At 45.1% G+C, this 17294-nt stretch carries 13 protein-coding genes and 1 pseudogene; 3 read left to right on the forward strand and 11 right to left on the reverse strand.

The features are described 5' to 3' along the window. The first annotated feature begins 19 nt into the window (after nucleotides 1-19). Complete coding sequence (locus DYE66_RS07285) at nucleotides 20-2119, forward strand: surface-anchored 5'-nucleotidase (RefSeq protein ID WP_002998440.1); 2100 nt, start codon at nucleotides 20-22, stop codon at nucleotides 2117-2119. Nucleotides 2120-2511: 392 nt separating this feature from the next. Here the strand turns inward: DYE66_RS07285 and DYE66_RS07295 are convergent, their stop codons facing one another. The 4 genes from DYE66_RS07295 to DYE66_RS07310 are packed head-to-tail and all read right to left on the reverse strand — an operon-like array spanning nucleotide 2512 to nucleotide 5016. Next, complete coding sequence (locus DYE66_RS07295; protein WP_002997965.1) at nucleotides 2512-3300, reverse strand: ABC transporter permease subunit; 789 nt, start codon at nucleotides 3298-3300, stop codon at nucleotides 2512-2514. Then, a complete protein-coding gene (locus tag DYE66_RS07300) occupies nucleotides 3281-4129 on the reverse strand; it encodes an ABC transporter ATP-binding protein (RefSeq protein ID WP_002998276.1) in 849 nt (282 codons plus the stop codon). The genes DYE66_RS07295 and DYE66_RS07300 overlap by 20 nt, the downstream gene beginning before the upstream one ends. 4 nt (nucleotides 4130-4133) lie before the next feature. Continuing rightward, nucleotides 4134-4574 (reverse strand): DUF3021 family protein, encoded by a 441-nt coding sequence (locus DYE66_RS07305; RefSeq protein WP_002998392.1) that lies wholly within the window; start codon nucleotides 4572-4574, stop codon nucleotides 4134-4136. After that, nucleotides 4564-5016: a LytTR family DNA-binding domain-containing protein gene (locus DYE66_RS07310; protein WP_002998369.1), complete on the reverse strand. Its 453-nt coding sequence runs from the start codon at nucleotides 5014-5016 to the stop codon at nucleotides 4564-4566. The genes DYE66_RS07305 and DYE66_RS07310 overlap by 11 nt, the downstream gene beginning before the upstream one ends. Before the next feature lie 227 nt (nucleotides 5017-5243). Here DYE66_RS07310 and DYE66_RS07315 point away from each other — a divergent pair, with 227 nt between their 5' ends. After that, nucleotides 5244-5627 (forward strand): DUF3021 family protein, encoded by a 384-nt coding sequence (locus DYE66_RS07315; protein WP_002998239.1) that lies wholly within the window; start codon nucleotides 5244-5246, stop codon nucleotides 5625-5627. 139 nt (nucleotides 5628-5766) lie between these two features. On the opposite strand, the gene gdhA is transcribed toward DYE66_RS07315, so the two are convergent. Next, the gene (gdhA, locus tag DYE66_RS07320; RefSeq protein ID WP_002998343.1) at nucleotides 5767-7119 is read right to left on the reverse strand and encodes an NADP-specific glutamate dehydrogenase; all 1353 of its coding nucleotides are present in this window, start codon (nucleotides 7117-7119) and stop codon (nucleotides 5767-5769) included. A 223-nt stretch (nucleotides 7120-7342) separates the two neighbouring features. Between gdhA and DYE66_RS07325 the strand changes: the two genes are divergently transcribed. Continuing rightward, nucleotides 7343-7852 (forward strand): HdeD family acid-resistance protein, encoded by a 510-nt coding sequence (locus DYE66_RS07325; RefSeq protein ID WP_002997937.1) that lies wholly within the window; start codon nucleotides 7343-7345, stop codon nucleotides 7850-7852. A 587-nt stretch (nucleotides 7853-8439) separates the two neighbouring features. On the opposite strand, the gene DYE66_RS07330 is transcribed toward DYE66_RS07325, so the two are convergent. The 6 genes and pseudogenes from DYE66_RS07330 to DYE66_RS07355 form a co-directional block, all read right to left on the reverse strand. After that, nucleotides 8440-10191: an ABC transporter ATP-binding protein gene (locus tag DYE66_RS07330; RefSeq protein ID WP_115325068.1), complete on the reverse strand. Its 1752-nt coding sequence runs from the start codon at nucleotides 10189-10191 to the stop codon at nucleotides 8440-8442. Between the two features lie 13 nt (nucleotides 10192-10204). After that, nucleotides 10205-11944: an ABC transporter ATP-binding protein gene (locus DYE66_RS07335; RefSeq protein ID WP_044123796.1), complete on the reverse strand. Its 1740-nt coding sequence runs from the start codon at nucleotides 11942-11944 to the stop codon at nucleotides 10205-10207. 400 nt (nucleotides 11945-12344) lie between these two features. Further along, nucleotides 12345-14232: pseudogene (locus DYE66_RS07340) on the reverse strand (ABC-F family ATP-binding cassette domain-containing protein). Nucleotides 14233-14402: 170 nt separating this feature from the next. After that, complete coding sequence (locus tag DYE66_RS07345; protein WP_019787643.1) at nucleotides 14403-15608, reverse strand: CCA tRNA nucleotidyltransferase; 1206 nt, start codon at nucleotides 15606-15608, stop codon at nucleotides 14403-14405. Continuing rightward, on the reverse strand, nucleotides 15605-16372 hold the full coding sequence (gene dapB, locus DYE66_RS07350) for a 4-hydroxy-tetrahydrodipicolinate reductase (RefSeq protein WP_002998056.1): 768 nt from the start codon (nucleotides 16370-16372) through the stop codon (nucleotides 15605-15607). The genes DYE66_RS07345 and dapB overlap by 4 nt, the downstream gene beginning before the upstream one ends. Nucleotides 16373-16438: 66 nt before the next feature. Further along, entirely contained in the window at nucleotides 16439-17293 is an 855-nt protein-coding gene (locus DYE66_RS07355; protein ID WP_115325069.1) for a DegV family protein, read from the reverse strand. Nucleotide 17294: the final 1 nt, after the last annotated feature.

The raw sequence follows: 17294 nt of genomic DNA on the forward strand, positions 1-17294 counted from the left end.
AAATATTTTGGAGGTGTACATGAATAAACACGTATTTTTTAAGAGCTCTATCTTGGCTCTGGCCGCAGGAGTGACCTTGCTGGCTACTCCTGCCCTGGCAGATCAGGTAGATGTTCAGGTCCTAGGGGTCAATGATTTCCACGGAGCTTTAGATACTTCAGGAACAGCTAATATGCCAGAAGGTGCTGTCAAAAACACTGGAGGAGCTGCCCAACTGGATGCCGGCATGGACCAGGCCCAGGCTCAATTCCAGTCAGAACATCCCCAAGGTGATACCACTCGCGTTCAGGCTGGGGATATGGTCGGCGCCAGCCCAGCCAATTCTGGGCTCCTGCAGGATGAACCTACCGTCAAGGTCTTTAATCACATGGATGTTGACTATGGGACCGTCGGGAACCACGAATTCGATGAAGGCCTCTCGGAATACAATCGGATTGTTCAAGGCCAAGCCCCAGAACCTGGTAAATTTGATGCTATCGTCGACCAGTATTCGACCGATGGCCAACAAGAACCTGCCAAACAACAGATTTTAGCAGCTAACATTATTGACCAAAAGACCAACCAGATTCCCTTCGGCTGGCAACCCTATGCCATCAAGACCATTCAGGTTGGGGATAAGCAAGTCAGAATGGGCTACATCGGTATTGTGACCACAGAGATTCCTAACCTAGTCCTGCGTAAGAATCTGGAAGGCTATAGCTTCCTAGACGAAGCGGAAACCATTGCCAAGTACGCTAGAGAGCTCAACGACCAGGGCGTGCACGCTATCGGTGTCATTGCCCATGTTGCTGCTGACAATGACAAGGGTGAGCTGGAAGGTGATGCCGTCCCAATCATCAATAAACTCAATCAGATTTATCCAGAAAATAGTGTCGACATTTTCTTTGCCGGCCATAGCCACAAATATGCCAACGGAGTGGTTGGTAAAACCCGTGTGGTTCAAGCCACTTCCCAAGGCAAGGCCTTTGAAGATGTCCGAGGCGTTTTAGATACCGATACTGGCGACTTTATCGATATTCCAACAGCTCAGATTATACCTGTCCTGCATGATGCTGCTGGCAGTCCTGATATTCAGGCCATCGTTGATGATGCCAATCAAAGGGTTAAGGCCGTTACAGAGGCGAAAATCGCCACGGCGACGACTCCCCAAGCCATTACTCGTACCACCAACCAGGATAAGGAAACTGCCGTCGGCGACCTAGTTACCCAAGGCCAACTTGCCATGGCTCGCCAAAGCTATCCAGATATAGACTTCGCTCTGACCAATAACGGTGGTGTCCGTTCTGACCTGATTGTCAACCCTGATAAATCAATCACTTGGGGAGCTGCCCAAGCTGTTCAACCTTTCGGGAATGTCCTGCAAGTCGTGGAGTTAACTGGTCAACAGGTCTACGATACCCTCAACCAGCAATATGATGAAGAGGAACGCTACTTCTTACAAATGGCTGGTCTCCACTATCTCTATACCGACAATCCTGACGGAGGTAAGGAAAGTCCTTATAAGGTTGTCAAGGCCTATAAGGATGACGGTAGCGAAATTGACCCCAATCAGACCTACAAGGTCGTCATCAACGACTTCCTCTTTGGAGGCGGCGATGGCTTTTCAGCATTAAGAGATGTTCGTCGTCTTGGAGCGCTTGACCCTGATACTGAAACCTTCATTAATTACCTCAAAAAGCAAGAGGCAGATGAAAAAACCATTGACCAACCAACTTTAAACCACAAGACCTATGTGACTGTCCAAAGGGCAACTAGCTATGAAGACAGACCAGACGGTCGCCACCGCCTAACCAAGGAAATCTACTTGGACCGCCAAGGACAAGAAGCCAGCCAAAGCCTTATCAAGGATGAGCTTGTCCAAGACAAATCTTCACAAGACCAATCTGCTAGTCCTAAGGCTGGTAGCCAAGCTCCTCATATGATTAGCCTGCAATACCCTGCCCTAGCAAGCCAAAAAGCAGGCCAAACCCAAAAGACTGCCCAAGCTAACGCTAACAGCAAGGAAAACCTGCCAGAGACAGGCTCTGACCTGACCAAGGAAAGAACCCTCAGCCTCATCGGCCTCCTAGTCAGCCTAACAGCTGGAGTCTTTCTGAGAAAAAATCGCAAAGAGGATTAAAACCTCTAGACTTCTAAGCATAAAAAAACGAATGAAGCCCTTCTTCTCTTTCTCTCTCTTTTTGAGGAAAAGCTTCATTCTTTTTTTCGGTCTAAATGCATTTCCCATTTCTCATACTCAATAAAAATCAAAAATAGCCAAGGCAAGGAGCAAGGATATCAAGTCACTAAAGTGACTGATGTCCAACGGCAATCTCCATAGCGATTGCCCAGCTCCCTTACTAACCTCACAAAGTTGATGAAATCGACCAACTTTGCTCTGCGTCGCACGAACTGCAGGTAGCTCAAAAGGTCTGGGAGACCTTTTGAGGTTGGAAATAGGGAAAACTTCGCTTTCCTCAGTAAGTACGGCAAAGTGAGTTAACGATGGATAGTTTTGATTTTTGAAGAGTATCAAGCTGTCAGGTCCTTGCGCTCATAGATAAGGAAGGCTCCTAGTAAGCTAAAGAGGATTAAAGTAAGTGAAATGCCAAATGCAAGACCATTAATTTTACTGGCTGTAAAGACATCAGAACCATTAGCTAAATAGTAAGGCGTCCAATACTTGAGATTTTTGATGTCTGGAATAATCCGACAGAAAATATCCATAACGTAGAGGATTAACACAAGACCGATAGATAGGCCGATTTGCTTCTTAGAACTCAGAGCTGAAATCGCAAAGGCTAGACTAGCAATCTCAAGCTGCATGAGAAAGGCCAGAGCATGATAGGTCAAAAAATACTTCCAAGAAAAATCCAAGTCAATTTGCCAGACAGCCAGAGCTTCTAAACCGATGCAAACAGCATTGAAAAACATCAGGCTCAGTATCAGGGCTAGGAGCTTGTAGGTTAAAATACTAGAGCGACGAAAAGGTAGGGTGAAAAGAAATTCACTGGTGTGACCTTCTTCTTCTTTCGCTAGAGAACTGGCTCCCATCATGCTGGCAAACATGGCTGAACCAAGGCCAAACATGAGGACTATCTCAGTTGCAAAATAGCCATTTAAGGTTGTTATGCTAACTTTGTCTATCCCCATGGCTTTGGTCAGGTCCCCCATGTTTTTATAGACATCATCCACCTGTGAAAACTGACCAGCCATGCCTCCATAAAGAAGAATACAGCCGTAACAAATCAAACCGACACTTATACTCCAAATCAAAAGACTTTTAAAGGATTGCCTCAATTCATGCTTGATTAAAATCATTGTTCTCCTCCTCGTAGTAGTGTAAGAAGAAATCTTCCAAGGAAGGTTCTTCCACAAGAAAATCGTCAGGTTCAAGCTTGGCCAGCCTATCTAGGAGTTGGCGACCACTTCCTGAAAAATCAAATTTCTGGTTTTGACCATCCTTCCAGTAAGTCACCTGCTTGGACTGACTGCGGGTTAGATGTTCAATCGTATCGACCTTAAGAATCCTACCATCCTTGATAATTGCAACATGGTCACAATAATTTTTAATATCTGACAGAACATGTGAAGACAAAAGACAGCTAGCCCCAGCTGCACAGGCCTCCTTAATCAGCTCGAAGAATCGCTCCTGCATGAGCGGATCTAGACCAGAGGTCGGCTCATCTAAAATCAAGAGTTGGGGCTGGTGTTGCAGAGCGCAAACAATACTGACTTTCTTGCGATTCCCTAAGGATAAATCCCTGATTCTCTTTTGGAGGGGAACTTCCAAGATTTGGCAAAGGCGCTTAGCTTCCTTGGAACAATCCTTCCTGTGGGCAAGAGCTGCTAACTTTATCACGTCTTTTACCTTCATGGAAGGATAAAACTGAGCTTCTGAGGGCATATAACCGATATGGTTCAGTTCATGAGCTAAAATGGTGTCCTTCTTTCCCAGCAGAGTGATTTCTCCTCGGCTTGGACGAATCAAACCTAGCAAACAGCGGATGGTGGTCGATTTACCAGCTCCATTGGAACCCAGAAAGCCAAAGATTTCCCCTTTTTCGACCCTAAGTGAAACATCCTCCACGCCCATATGTTTGCCATAATATTTCTGTAAATGCTTAACTTCAATAGTAGTCTGAGACATAATTTCACCGTCTTTCCTTATATTCTTGCAAGAGTTGGTTCAGATGTTTACTGTCAATTCTGCGCTTGAGGCGATTAAAGAAGAAGGTCACTAAATAGGCTAGTATCATAAAACCAAGAAAAGCTAACAAGATTGGCCAGGAGTGGCCAAACCAATTAAACCAAGAAGCCATCCCCATGTATAAAAGCGAGCAAACAAGTAGGCTTAGGAATTTTCTACCTCTAAGTTGGTCAGCTTCATCGAAGTTTTCAAAAAGGTAGAACTGTAACAGGGTGACAAAATAAGCCACAAAAGCCATCTGAAAAAGGGTTAAAATGCTAAGATTACCACCCTCTCGTAAGAGTTGACGGCAAGCATAGAAGAAATACAGATAGAGACAATAAATACCTGTTTTATATTCAAGGGCAATCTCTCGACTTAAAAATTTCAACCATTTAACTTTCATCTTGAACGCCCTCCTCTAAGACCTGCCTCAGCTGGCCAGCATATTTTCTGGAAATAACCACGACTTCGTCATTATCTAAGAGCGCCTCTATTCGACCAAAAGACTGACTTTTAAAGCTCGCAATATGATAGATATTGACCAAGAGAGATTTAGACGCTCGAAAGAAGCCATTATTGGCATAGCTTGCTGATAAATCCTTTAAAGTCCGTCCGACCTCATGGACAGCAGCCTGCGTGTAAGCGAAGGTCTTGCCATCAACACTTTCAAAATACAAAATATCATCCAGAAAAAGGTAGCTATTCTCCCTTTGATGACTGACTAGGATTTTCGGTCGGCCCTCTTCTACCAAGTCGCAGATAGCTTGAATTTTGGGGGTCATCTGCCGATAACGAACAAGTACTTCCTCCTCGCCATCAGACATTTGCTCTAATCGTAACTTCACTGCGCTTCTCCTTTGCGATTATTATAACAGAAAATTATTGAGCACAACTCCAAAGTTACTTAAGTTGCATATTTATCGGGTAAGATGCAATAGGCTCTTTCAGACAGTATAGAACCTAGGCTCATCAATCCTTGATTAAAAATCTTATCCTAAAATGAGGACAATGACTTTTGTCACTGGTGCTATCAAGTGTCAAGGTATATAATAGGATTAAAGGAGGGGTTGCTATGAACAAGGAATTTCAAAAGTATCTCAAACCAACCATTATTCGTGTCATAATTATTTTCCTTCTGTTTACTATCTGTTCATTTAGCATTGTATATTTTAACCATAATCCTAAACTAGCCTGGGAAATTTTCTGTGCTGGTATTATTTCGGCTGCCATCGGCGGTGCTTGGAATATTTATGATATCAATTCCTGGTCCCTGAGAAAGCGCAGCCTTGTCCATTTTACCGTTATGGTTATTTTTGTCCTGCCGACTGTCTTGGTTAGTGGCTGGTTTCCTATCCGCAGCTTCAGTGATGTTCTCCTAGTATTTGCTGTCTTTGCTGCTTTCGGACTTGCTTTTTGGACGATTGGCTACTTTGCCTTCCGCAATAAATCAAAGTAAATCCCCTGAGGAAAATTATTCCGTAACGCAAAAGGAAGCCCGCTTGGACTTCCTTCTTATATTTTATTGAGAGGATCAAAATTGATTTTATCGCAATGTAGCGATATCCGTAAGCACCTAAAGGTGCAACGGCTATCGGCTAAACAATTCCTTGTGCTGACATAGCATCTGCTACTTTAAGGAAACCGGCGATATTGGCACCAACGACAAGGTTGCCTTCTTGACCAAATTCCTTAGCCGCGCTGGCAGCATTTTCGTAGATATTCTTCATGATATCATAGAGCTTGCCATCAACTTCTTCAAAGCTCCATGCGGTGCGTTGGCTATTTTGAGCCATTTCAAGGGCAGATACTGCAACACCACCGGCATTGGCAGCCTTAGCAGGACCAAAGGCAACACCATCCTTAAGGAAGACATCGATTGCTCCCAAGGTAGAAGGCATGTTAGCCCCTTCAGAAACAGCTAGAACACCATTAGCTACAAGGGTTTCAGCATCGGTTTCATCCAATTCATTTTGGGTGGCACATGGGAAGGCCAAGTCAGCCTTAATAGACCAGACAGTCTTTTCGCCACCTGCAGGGGTGAAGGTTGCATTTGGACGAGCTTCAGCGTACTTAACAATGCGTTGGCGTTTTACTTCCTTGATTTCTTTCAAGAGAGCAACATCGATACCATCTGGATCGTAAACGAAACCTGATGAATCAGAAACGGTCACAGCTTTTGCTCCGAGAGCTTCCAATTTTTCAACGGCATAGATAGCGACATTACCAGCACCTGAAACGACAGCAGTTTTACCCTTGAAGGTTTCGCCACGGTCCTTGAGCATTTGTTCAGCAAAGTAGACTGCACCATAACCAGTAGCTTCGGTACGAGCCAAAGAACCACCCCAAGTCAAGCCCTTACCAGTCAAGACACCAGTGTATTCGTTGCGCAGGCGTTTGTATTGACCATAGAGGTAGCCGATTTCACGACCGCCGACACCAATATCCCCTGCAGGAACATCGGTATCTGCCCCAATATGCTTAGACAATTCTGTCATGAAGCTTTGGCAGAAACGCATGATTTCGTTATCTGACTTACCTTTAGGATCGAAGTTAGAGCCCCCTTTACCACCACCGATGGGTTGGCCAGTCAAAGAGTTTTTAAAGATTTGTTCAAATCCAAGGAATTTAATAATGGATTGGTTTACAGATGGGTGGAAACGAAGACCACCCTTGTAAGGGCCAATGGCAGATGAGAATTGAACACGGAAGCCACGGTTGACTTGCACTTGTCCCTTATCATCAACCCATGGAACACGGAAGGAAACGATATGTTCTGGTTCAACCAGACGTTCCAAAAGGTTTTCTTCCACATACTTAGGATACTTATCAAAGACAGGTACCAAGGATTGGAAAACTTCTTCTACCGCTTGCAAGAACTCAGGTTCATGACGGTTTTGTTCTTTTACTTTTTCAAAAACGCTATCAACATATGCTTTTCCACTTGTCATTCATCTTACCTCCGATATGACATAATTAGTAATTTTTAATTACAGTCTCTATTATAAATTTTCTGAATATTTTGTCAAATATTTTTTGCATTTTTTAGTAAAAAGATTGAAAAAGCGACAAATTTTCGATGATTGTTTGGTTTTTACCCCTGATTTTGGGGAAAGATTTTTGCTTTTGGTCTCCTTCTACAGTATAATGACAGTAGAAATGTGAGGTATTATTATGAAATGGTTTCCCTTGGCGGGAGGAATATTATCCATCCTCTACGCCTTCTTCCTCTTTGCTCATCCTTTGACCAGCGTGGCAACGATTGCTTGGATTATTGCTCTGGTCATTTTCGTTAGTGGGATTTCAAATTTTCTTGAGTATATCAATCACCGAGACAACCGCAGTTTCTGGCAACTGATTCAGAGTATTTTTTCCATAGTCATAGGCTTCATCTTGCTGATTAGCTCAGTTTTTTCGTTAGCAATCGCCTTTATGACCATCATCGCCTACTGGGTTCTCTTCTCAGGAATCCTGCGACTTTTGACAGGTCTTCAATTGCGCAAGCTAAGGTTTCCAAGCAGTTCCTTGCACATCTCCTCAGCAATCCTGACCATCATCTTTGGACTAGTCCTACTTGGAACACCACTATTTTCTGCCAGCGTCATCGGCTTCTTGGTCGCCCTCGTTTTCCTTTTTGTCGGATCGATTCTGCTATCCATCTTCTTTAGTTTGAATGTAGACTAATACTCTTCAAAAATCAAAACTATCCCACGGATAAAGTCACTCTATAATTTCTCATTAGAGTGACTACGAAAACTACGAAAACTACGACTGTAGTTTTCTATATCCCTGACTAACTCTGTAGAAACTGTGGCAACGACAGTTTCTACCTCGTGTCGTATCGTTAACTCACCTTGTCGTACTTACTGTGGAAAGCGAAGTTTTCCCTATTTCCAACCTCAAAAGGTCTCCCAGACCTTTTGAGCTGTCTTCAGTTCGTGCGATGCGGAGCAAAGTTGGTCGATTTCACCAACTTTGTGAGGTTAGTAAGGAAGCTAGGCAATCGCTATGGAGATTGCCGTTTGGGAGTAAGACAGAAGGGCTTTGACAGATGCCAAAATCTTCGTCGTCTTACCCCAGCAAAGGTGACTAGCTGTCTGCTGTGCCACAAAGTGGCGCAAAGATAGCAGACACCTACTGCGACATCAGTTACTTTAGTGACTTGATGTCATTGCTCCCTTCCTCGGATCTTTCGATTTTTATTGAGTATATGGCAATCAGCAGGTATCAAAAAACAGCGCTTCGTATTGGAACGCTGTTTTTTGATAGTATTAGCCAGCTTGGTCGCTGAATTGACTCATATAGAGGTCGTGGTAGAAACCTTTGTCGGCTAGGAGGCTGTCGTGAGTGCCTTGCTCAATAATCTGGCCATCCTTGAGGACCAGAATCTTATCGGCCTCTTGTATAGTGGAGAGGCGGTGGGCGATGACAAAGCTGGTCCGGCCTTCCATAAGACGACTCATGGCCTTTTGAATGAGAATTTCCAAACGTGTATCAACCGATGAGGTAGCCTCATCCAAAATCAGAATCTTAGGATCTGCTAAGAGGGCTCTGGCAATGGTGAGGAGTTGCTTTTGCCCCAAAGAGACATTACTAGATTCTTGGTTCATCTCCATATTATAGCCACCAGGTAGGGTGCGGATAAAGTGGTCGACATTGGCTGCCTTGGCTGCAGCAATAATTTCCTCATCTGTCGCATCCAATTTGGCAAAACGGAGGTTATCCTTGATGGTCCCTTCATAAAGCCAGGCATCCTGGAGAACCATGCCAAATTGCTGACGATATTCCTGTCTAGAAAGGTGACGAATATCATGACCATCTACCGTGATGGCTCCCTTGGTCACATCATAGAAACGCATGAGTAGATTGATGAGGGTGGTCTTACCGGCACCCGTTGGACCAACAATGGCAATCATTTGACCAGGCTGGACATCCAGATTGAAGTCCTTAATCAGAGGCTTGCCTTCCACATATTGGAAATCCACATGATTGAAGGAAACTTGTCCGGTCAGGTCATGAAAAAGGTGCTCAGTGACTTCTGCCACTTCATTCTCCTCATCTAGCACAGCAAAAATCCGTTCTAAGGAGGAGCGGGCTGACTGGAGCATGGAAGCCAATTGGGTCAGGGTCTGGATGGGTTGACCTATCTGCCAGAGGTATTGGACAAAGGCCTGCAGATTACCGATGGTCAATTTACCAGCGATAACCTTGAGGCCACCCCAGATGGCAATAATCAAGTAAGAGGAATCCGAAATGGCATTGAGAACCGGCATCATAATACCTGAGATAAAGCTGGCCTTAAAACCGACTTCTTGGAGCTCATCCAGAATACCATTGAATTCCTTGGCGGAAGCTTCTTCTCGACCGTAAAGCTTGATGACATTGAAGCCGGTCAGATTTTCCTGAACAAAACCATTCATATTCCCCAGAACATCAGCCTGGCGTTTGAAATAAGGCTGGGACTTTTTTAGCAAATAAGAGGCGGAAAAATAGGTAATAGGGATGGTCGCAATGACAAAGAGTCCCAACTGAAGGTTAAGATAGAGAACCATGGCTATGACCATGACTAGGGTCAAGACTGCGTTGATAACCTGCAGGAAGGATTGTTGCAGGGCGTTGGAGACAGTCTCAACGTCGCTGGTAAAACGCCCCAGCATGTCGCCAAATTTATGCTTATCAAAGTAAGAGACAGGAATCTTGTTGATTTTATGACTGAGGTCGTGCCGCAAATCATGGATGGAACGTTGAACTGTCCGAGTCATAAAGTAGTTGGAACCGTAACTACCGATTTCTGAGAGCAAACCCCGAATGACATAAATGGCAATCAGAAAGAGAATCTTCTCACCATTGATAGGCCGACCTGCTAAAAGACTGGAAGTCAGCTCGGTCACCATGAGCCCCAAGATAAAGGGCTCGAGAACGCCGGCAACCGCAGCAACAATCTTGAGAAAAACTGCTAGATAGAGGGTGGCTTGATAATGTTTGAGATAGTCCCACAGACGGACAAAGACATTTTTTGACATAAGTTCCTCCCTTCTATTCTTCTTCTAAGAGTTTGCCAGACTTAAGCTGGGAGTCAGCAATTTGGCGATAAATGTCGTTGGTCTGCATGAGTTCCTCGTGGGTGCCTCGACCGACGATTTGGCCTTCGTCAAGGACAATAATTTGGTCAGCATCCATGATGGTTCCCACCCGCTGGGCAACAATCAAAACTGTGGCATCCTGAGTGACTTCCTTGAGGCGTTTTCGCAGTTGAGCATCCGTCCTGTAGTCCAGAGCTGAGAAGGAATCGTCAAAAATATAAATATCAGGCTTTTTGACAACGGCACGGGCGATGGCCAGACGTTGTTTTTGACCACCAGAAAGGTTGCTACCACCTTCGGCTAGGTGGGTGGCATATCCTTCTTCACGGCTGTCGATAAATTCCTTGGCCTGGGCTACCGTTGCTGCCTGGTCCAATTCCTCAAGGTCAGCATCACTCTTACCATACTTGAGATTTTCCTCAATGGAGCCGGTAAAAAGCAGAGCCTTTTGGGGGACAAAGCCGACCTTCTGTCTCAGGGCCTTGAGATTGTAGTCTCGCACATCAACCCCATCGACTAAAATCTTACCCAGAGTGACGTCGTAGAAACGAGGAATCAGGCTGACCAAGGAGGATTTCCCCGAACCCGTCGAACCGATAAAAGCCGTTGTTTGACCAGGTCCCGCCTTAAAAGAAATATCATGAAGGACGGGACTTTCAGTTTCACCTGGGTAGGCGAAGGTGACATGGTCAAATTCCAGATAGCCTCTGCTGGCGGTTTCGGTCACCCCGTCAGGATTTTGCGAAATTGAGAGGGGCATGTCCATGACCGCATTAATTCGCCGACTGGAAACGACCATGCGGGGGTACATATTAAAGAGGTTGGCGAAAATCAGGAAGGAAAAGAGGGCATGGAAGCTGTATTCAATGAAGGCCACTAAGTCCCCGATTTGCAGGCTTCCCTTATTCAAGGGTTCTAGAGCAAACCAGACAATAGCCACAATCATAGCCACAATAATCTGGATAAACATGGGTTCAGTCAGACCAGTCAAAGTGAAAAGTCGAGTTGAAATACTAGCATAGGTCTGATTTTTCTCGTCAAAACGTTCCTCTTGGAAAGATTCTCTAGCAAAGGCCCGAATGACCCGCAGACCAGTCAGATTTTCTCGAACATACTGGTTAATCTTATCCAAGGTCTTTTGCTGGCGTTCCGACAAAGGCCTAGTTTTAAAAGCTACATAGGCAATGGTCGCAATCAAAAAAGGCATAAAGAGAGCCACGAGCCAGGCCAGAGATGGACTGGTCACTAAAATCATGACTACAGAAAAAGCCATCATGAGCGGGGTTACCACTCCCATGCGCAGACTCATTTCCGTGAACTGCATGAGAACAAAGGCATCATTAGTCATCCTTGTCACCAAGGAAGAGACACCAATTTTCTCATATTCTTCATGGGAATAATCTTGCAACTTGGCATACATGTCCCGCCGCAGGTCTCGGACCATATTGGTGGACAGTTTCCCAGTCGCATAGGCCAGGGTTACCCGACCAATAATCCCGGCAATGACCACCGCCAGCATGATCAAAGCCCAGAAGGTCAAGGCTTGCTTGTCCTTGGGATTGATGGCCTGGTCAATCATCCGTGCCAGAATCGTCGGCAGGCCTAGATTGACCACGACAAATAAGAGGGCCCCAAAGAGGTCATAAACCAACCACTTGGGATACTTTTTAAAATAAGACCAAATAAGGTTCATAAAAAGTTTGGTTTCCTTTCGATAACTTAAGAAAATGAGCAAGAAATAAGTCGGATAATAGAGCATTGTCGGCTCTACTATCTGACTGTCGCAAAACAACTTGAATTCAAGGGCATGGGATATAATATCACCCAGTCAGTATTGCCATACTAATTTTATATATACTCAATGAAAATCGAAAGACCCGAGGTAAGGAGCAAAGCTATCAGCCACTTTAGTGGCTTGATAGCTAACGGCAATCTCTATAGCGATTGCCTAGCTTCCTTACTAACCTCACAAACTGAAGACAGCTCAAAAGGTCTGGGAGACCTTTTGAGGTTGGAGATGCAGAAAGCCTTGCTTTCCTCAGTAAGTACGGCAAGGTGAGGTAACGACGGAAAATTTTGATTTTCGAAGAGTATTAGTTCTCCAACTCACTCAAACACTCGAACCGCTCATACTTTTCCAGCAGGTCCTGATTGAGTTGGTCCAGTTCTTTTTGCAGCTCAGCCAGCTTGGTGAAGTCACTTCCGTAATTTTGCATATCAACTTCAACTGAGGCAATCTTTTCCTCTAAATTGGCAATATCATCTTCAATCGTAGCCCACTCCTGCTTTTCCTGCCAGGACATGCGTTTCTTTGAGGAGCTGGCTAGCTCTTCTTGGGAAACTTCCTGATCTGTCTTTTCAGATTTCTGACTAACTTGACTGGCTTGATTTTTCAAGAATTCTTGTTCATCCAAATAGTCGGTATAATTGCCGAAAAATTCCCGAACACCACCATTTTCAAAGGCCAAAATTTTATTGGCCACCTTGTCGAGGAAATAACGGTCGTGACTGACGGTGATAACAGCACCACCGAAGCCTTGGAGGAAATTCTCTAGGACAGTCAGGGTCACAATATCCAGGTCGTTGGTCGGCTCGTCCAAAAGGAGAACATTAGGCTTTTCAATCAGAATCTTGAGCAGGTAGAGTCGCTTCTTCTCACCGCCCGAGAGCTTGGCAATTTGAGTTCCATGACTAGAACGGGGGAAAAGAAACTGTTCCAGTAGCTCTGTAATACTGGTCGTCCCTACGGTCGTCTTGACCTCATCCGCTACCTCCTGTAGGTAATTGATGACCCGTTTGCTCTCATCCATGTCCTTGATTTGCTGGGAAAAGTAGCCAATTCTGACGGTCTCACCAATTTCTAATTGGCCTGAGTCTGGTTGCAAATCACCATTGATGAGATTAAGTAGGGTCGATTTTCCAACCCCATTATCACCAACAACGCCGATGCGGTCCTTATTTTGCACCAAGAGGTTAAAATCTTGCAAAATAGGCTTGCCAGGATAGGTAAAGGAAACATCCTTAAAATTCAGGACCTTCTTGCCAATTCGGCTGGTCTGGAAATTGATTTCCAAATCGTTGGTCGTATTGGCCAGTTTGGACTTGACCCCTGAGCTCCTTGAAACGATTGATCCTAGCCTGTTGCTTGGTCGCCCGAGCCTGGGGTTGAGTTCGCATCCAGGCCAATTCCTGCTTATAGAGTTGGCGCTTTTTGTGGAGGCTGGCTGCTTCTCGCTCATCTTTTTCTGCCTTGAGGCGGACATAATCTTGATAATTCCCCTGATACTCGGTCAGTTGGGCTTGGTCCAATTCAAAAATCCGAGTGGCCACATTATCCAAGAAATAGCGGTCATGGGTGATAAAGAAAACGGTCTTCTTGGAGTTCTTGAGAAAATTGGTCAGCCAGGCGATGGTCTCAATGTCCAGATGATTGGTGGGCTCATCCAGAAGCAAGAGGTCAGCATCCCCCAACAAGACTTGAGCCAATTGCACCCGACGTCTAAGTCCACCTGAGAGCTGGCTAACTTTCTGGGTCAAATCAGAAATCCCAAGCTTACTTAGAACTGTCTTGACTTCGCTCTCAATGGTCCAGGCATCCAGACTGTTCATCTGATCCATAACCTGCTCTAACTTGGCCTGATTGTTCTCATCATAATGGAGCATAAGCTCCTCGTACTGACGAATCAGGGCCATTTCCTTCAAATCAGAAGAAAGAACAGTATCAAGAACCGTCTTGCTATCATCAAAATCTGGCTCTTGGGTCAGATAGGCAATTTTATAATCTCTGGCCTTTAAAAAAGGGGAGACATCCCCATCAAAACCAATCTTATCTGCCAAGACGTCCAAGAGGGTCGTCTTACCTGTCCCATTCACTCCAATCAGACCGATGCGATCCAACTCATGGATAATGAAGGAAATATTTTTAAAAACGGTCTTATCGCCAACCGACTTGGTCAATCCTTCAACAATAAAATCACTCATATTTCCTCCTTGGGACTAGAAATTCCGGATAGTTAACAATCTTTAAAATAAACCGAGGGTTTCCTAAAAACAAATCGGCTAGCATCAATTGGTATCAAACTATTTTGTCAGTTTTAGAGAATAAATTCTTATAGTTTACATAATCATATTTATGTTGCTTACTTCTGGACTTACATGACCTTATCTCTGACAAAGGCCAGAATTGCTTCTTTCTCATTGGCCAAGTCGCCCTCAACGATGGCGGTTTCAATCTGGTCTAATATCTCTCCTAAGGCTGGTCCTGGTTTTAGACCCAACTGGCTGATGAGGATGCCACCATTTACGACAATGTCCTTTTTATGATGAATCAAGAGACTAGCATCCAAGTGGTCAATCCTGTCAAAGTCAACGGCCTTGCCTTGGCCCTGCCGCAGATTTTCTGCCAGATGAGCTAGTTCTTTACCATAGCGGTATATACTCTGCTTGTCGTGGCCTTGATTCATGCGTAGCCTATAGATGGCAACTAGGTCACTGACTGTCTTTTGGAAGTGACTGGAGGTCTTCCACTTCTTGAGGAAGGACCTGCAATCCTTAATATTGAGGGATAGACAGAGGGCTGCCCAGGCCTGCTCACTTGTTTTAAAGAGAAAATCATCCTTAAAGTCAGTCAAGAGACTCCTTAGTCCCACTTCTGTCTTAGATAAATCAGGAAGATAGTCGTAGGCTTGAATCTCAATCAGAGCCTCTAGTCCTTTTTTCCAATGAGGCGCTGTGAGAAGCTTGTCAAATTCAATAAAAGAGCGCTCAACGGAAATCTTTTCCAAGAGCGGGGCATAGGTCTTCATGGCAACAAAAGTCTGGTCTTCAATGGCAAAATCCAGACTAGCCGCAAAACGCAGGCCCCGCATAATTCGCAAGGCATCTTCACTAAAGCGTTCCTGGGCCTTTCCGACCGCCCGAAGAACCTGAGCCTCCAAATCTTTTAGGCCATCAAAAAGATCGATCACCTGGGCATCCTTAGCTAGAGCAAAGGCATTGACCGTGAAATCCCGACGTTTGAGGTCTTCTTCCAGGGAGCGAACAAAGGAAACACTCTTGGGTCTACGGAAATCAACATAGACATCCTCGGTCCGAAAGGTGGTCACTTCGTATTCCCTACCATTTTCCAAGACGAGAACGGTGCCATGTTCAATGCCGATATCCACCGTTCGCTCAAAAATAGCCTTGGTCTCTTGAGGATAGGAGCTGGTCGCGATATCCACATCATGGATGGGACGATTTAGGAGGGCATCCCTGACCGAGCCACCAACAAAATAGGCCTCAAAACCAGCGGCCTTTATCTTCTCTAAGACTGGCAAAGCCTCCTGAAACTCAGAAGGCAACTCTTTCAATCTCATAGCAATTCTTCCAACCCATAAACGAGTTCCTCTCGCTTGACGACTTCTTTAATCCCTAGATTAACCCCACTCATAAAGGAGACACGGTCATAGGAATCATGACGAAGGGTCAAGCCCTGGCCTTCAGCCCCGAAAATGACCTCTTGGTGGGCAACCAGACCTGGCAGACGAACAGAGTGGATACGAAAACCATCAAAGTCAGCACCACGAGCACCGGCAAGTGTTTCCTCTTCATCAGGAGCCCCTTGTTTTTTGGTAGCACGCACTTTTTGAATCAACTCAGCTGTCTTAATAGCTGTTCCGCTTGGCGCATCCTTCTTCTTATCGTGATGGAGTTCAATGATTTCCAAATCTGGGAAATACTTAGCAGCCTTGGCCGCAAATTCCATAAGGAGGATAGCTCCGATAGCAAAGTTTGGAGCAATCAGACCACCAATTTTTTTCTGGCGGGAAAGCTCGGTCAATTCTGTGATTTGTTCGGGCGTAAAACCAGTTGTTCCGACAACAGGCGCAAAGCCATTCTCTAGAGCAAAACGAGTATTTTCATAGGCCACCTTGGGCATGGTAAAGTCAACCCAGACCTGGGCATCAAGTCCAAGGAGGTCTTCCTTCTTGTTGAAGACTGGCACACCGTCAAGGTCTTTTTCAGTAGCAAAGGGGTCTAGGAGACCTGCCAATTCTAATTCCGCATCTCCCTTGACCATATCGACAGCTGTTGAGCCCATCCGACCCTTAAATCCTGCAACAATTACTTTAATACTCATTTGTGTTTCCTCCTAAATTGACTATGCTAATCAAGTCCCTAACAACAATCACGAATGGCGCTTTGCCTACTTGCCATCCAGCTTTGGTGTGAAACCGACGGCAATAGCGCCTTCACCTAGGTGGGTCGAAATGACACCACAGAAAGGAACGATGTCCAAATCCCCCTCAAATCCACTAGCCAAGAGCTCCTGCCGGAAACGCTCCGCCTTTGTTTGGGCGTTGGCTTCAATAATCCAGGTCTTGTAGGAGCCTTGACTAGCTCTCTGATCTAAAATCCCAATCAGACGTTTGAGGGCCTTCTTTTCTGTGCGCACCTTCTCAAAAACTTCAATCACGCCATCATTGAAATACATGATAGGCTTGATGTTGAGGAGATTACCCAAGAGGGCAGCGCTATTGGAGAGACGACCCCCCTTGACCAGATGATTGAGGTCGTCCACCATGATATAGGCTTCGGTACCTGCAATCATGGCCTCAACCTGGGACAGTATCTGGTCAAAACTTTGACCCGCCTGAGCACTATCCAAAACTCTTGTCACCATATAGCCCATAGGACTAGAGGTGATCTTACTATCAGGAAAAGCCAGGGTTAGCTGGCTGTGTTCTTCAATCAGATATTGGATATTTTGCCAAAAGCCTGAAATGCCACTAGAGAGAAAAATTCCCAAGACGTGGGTATAGCCACCCTTTTCTAGATTGGTTAGGGTATCGTCCAAATCAGCAATGCTGGGCTGACTAGTCTTGGGTAAGGTACTAGCCTGAGCCATCTTAGGATAAAACTCCTCAATGGTCAGATTCTTACCTTCCACATAGGTTTCCCCACTAATCATAATGGGAATATCCAGCACATAGAGGTCGGGATGGCCATGATAAGACTGGGGCAAATAGACCGAAGAATCTGTGATAACAGCTAATTTCATC

This window comes from Streptococcus downei MFe28, from assembly GCF_900459175.1.
Taxonomy (GTDB): domain Bacteria; phylum Bacillota; class Bacilli; order Lactobacillales; family Streptococcaceae; genus Streptococcus; species Streptococcus downei.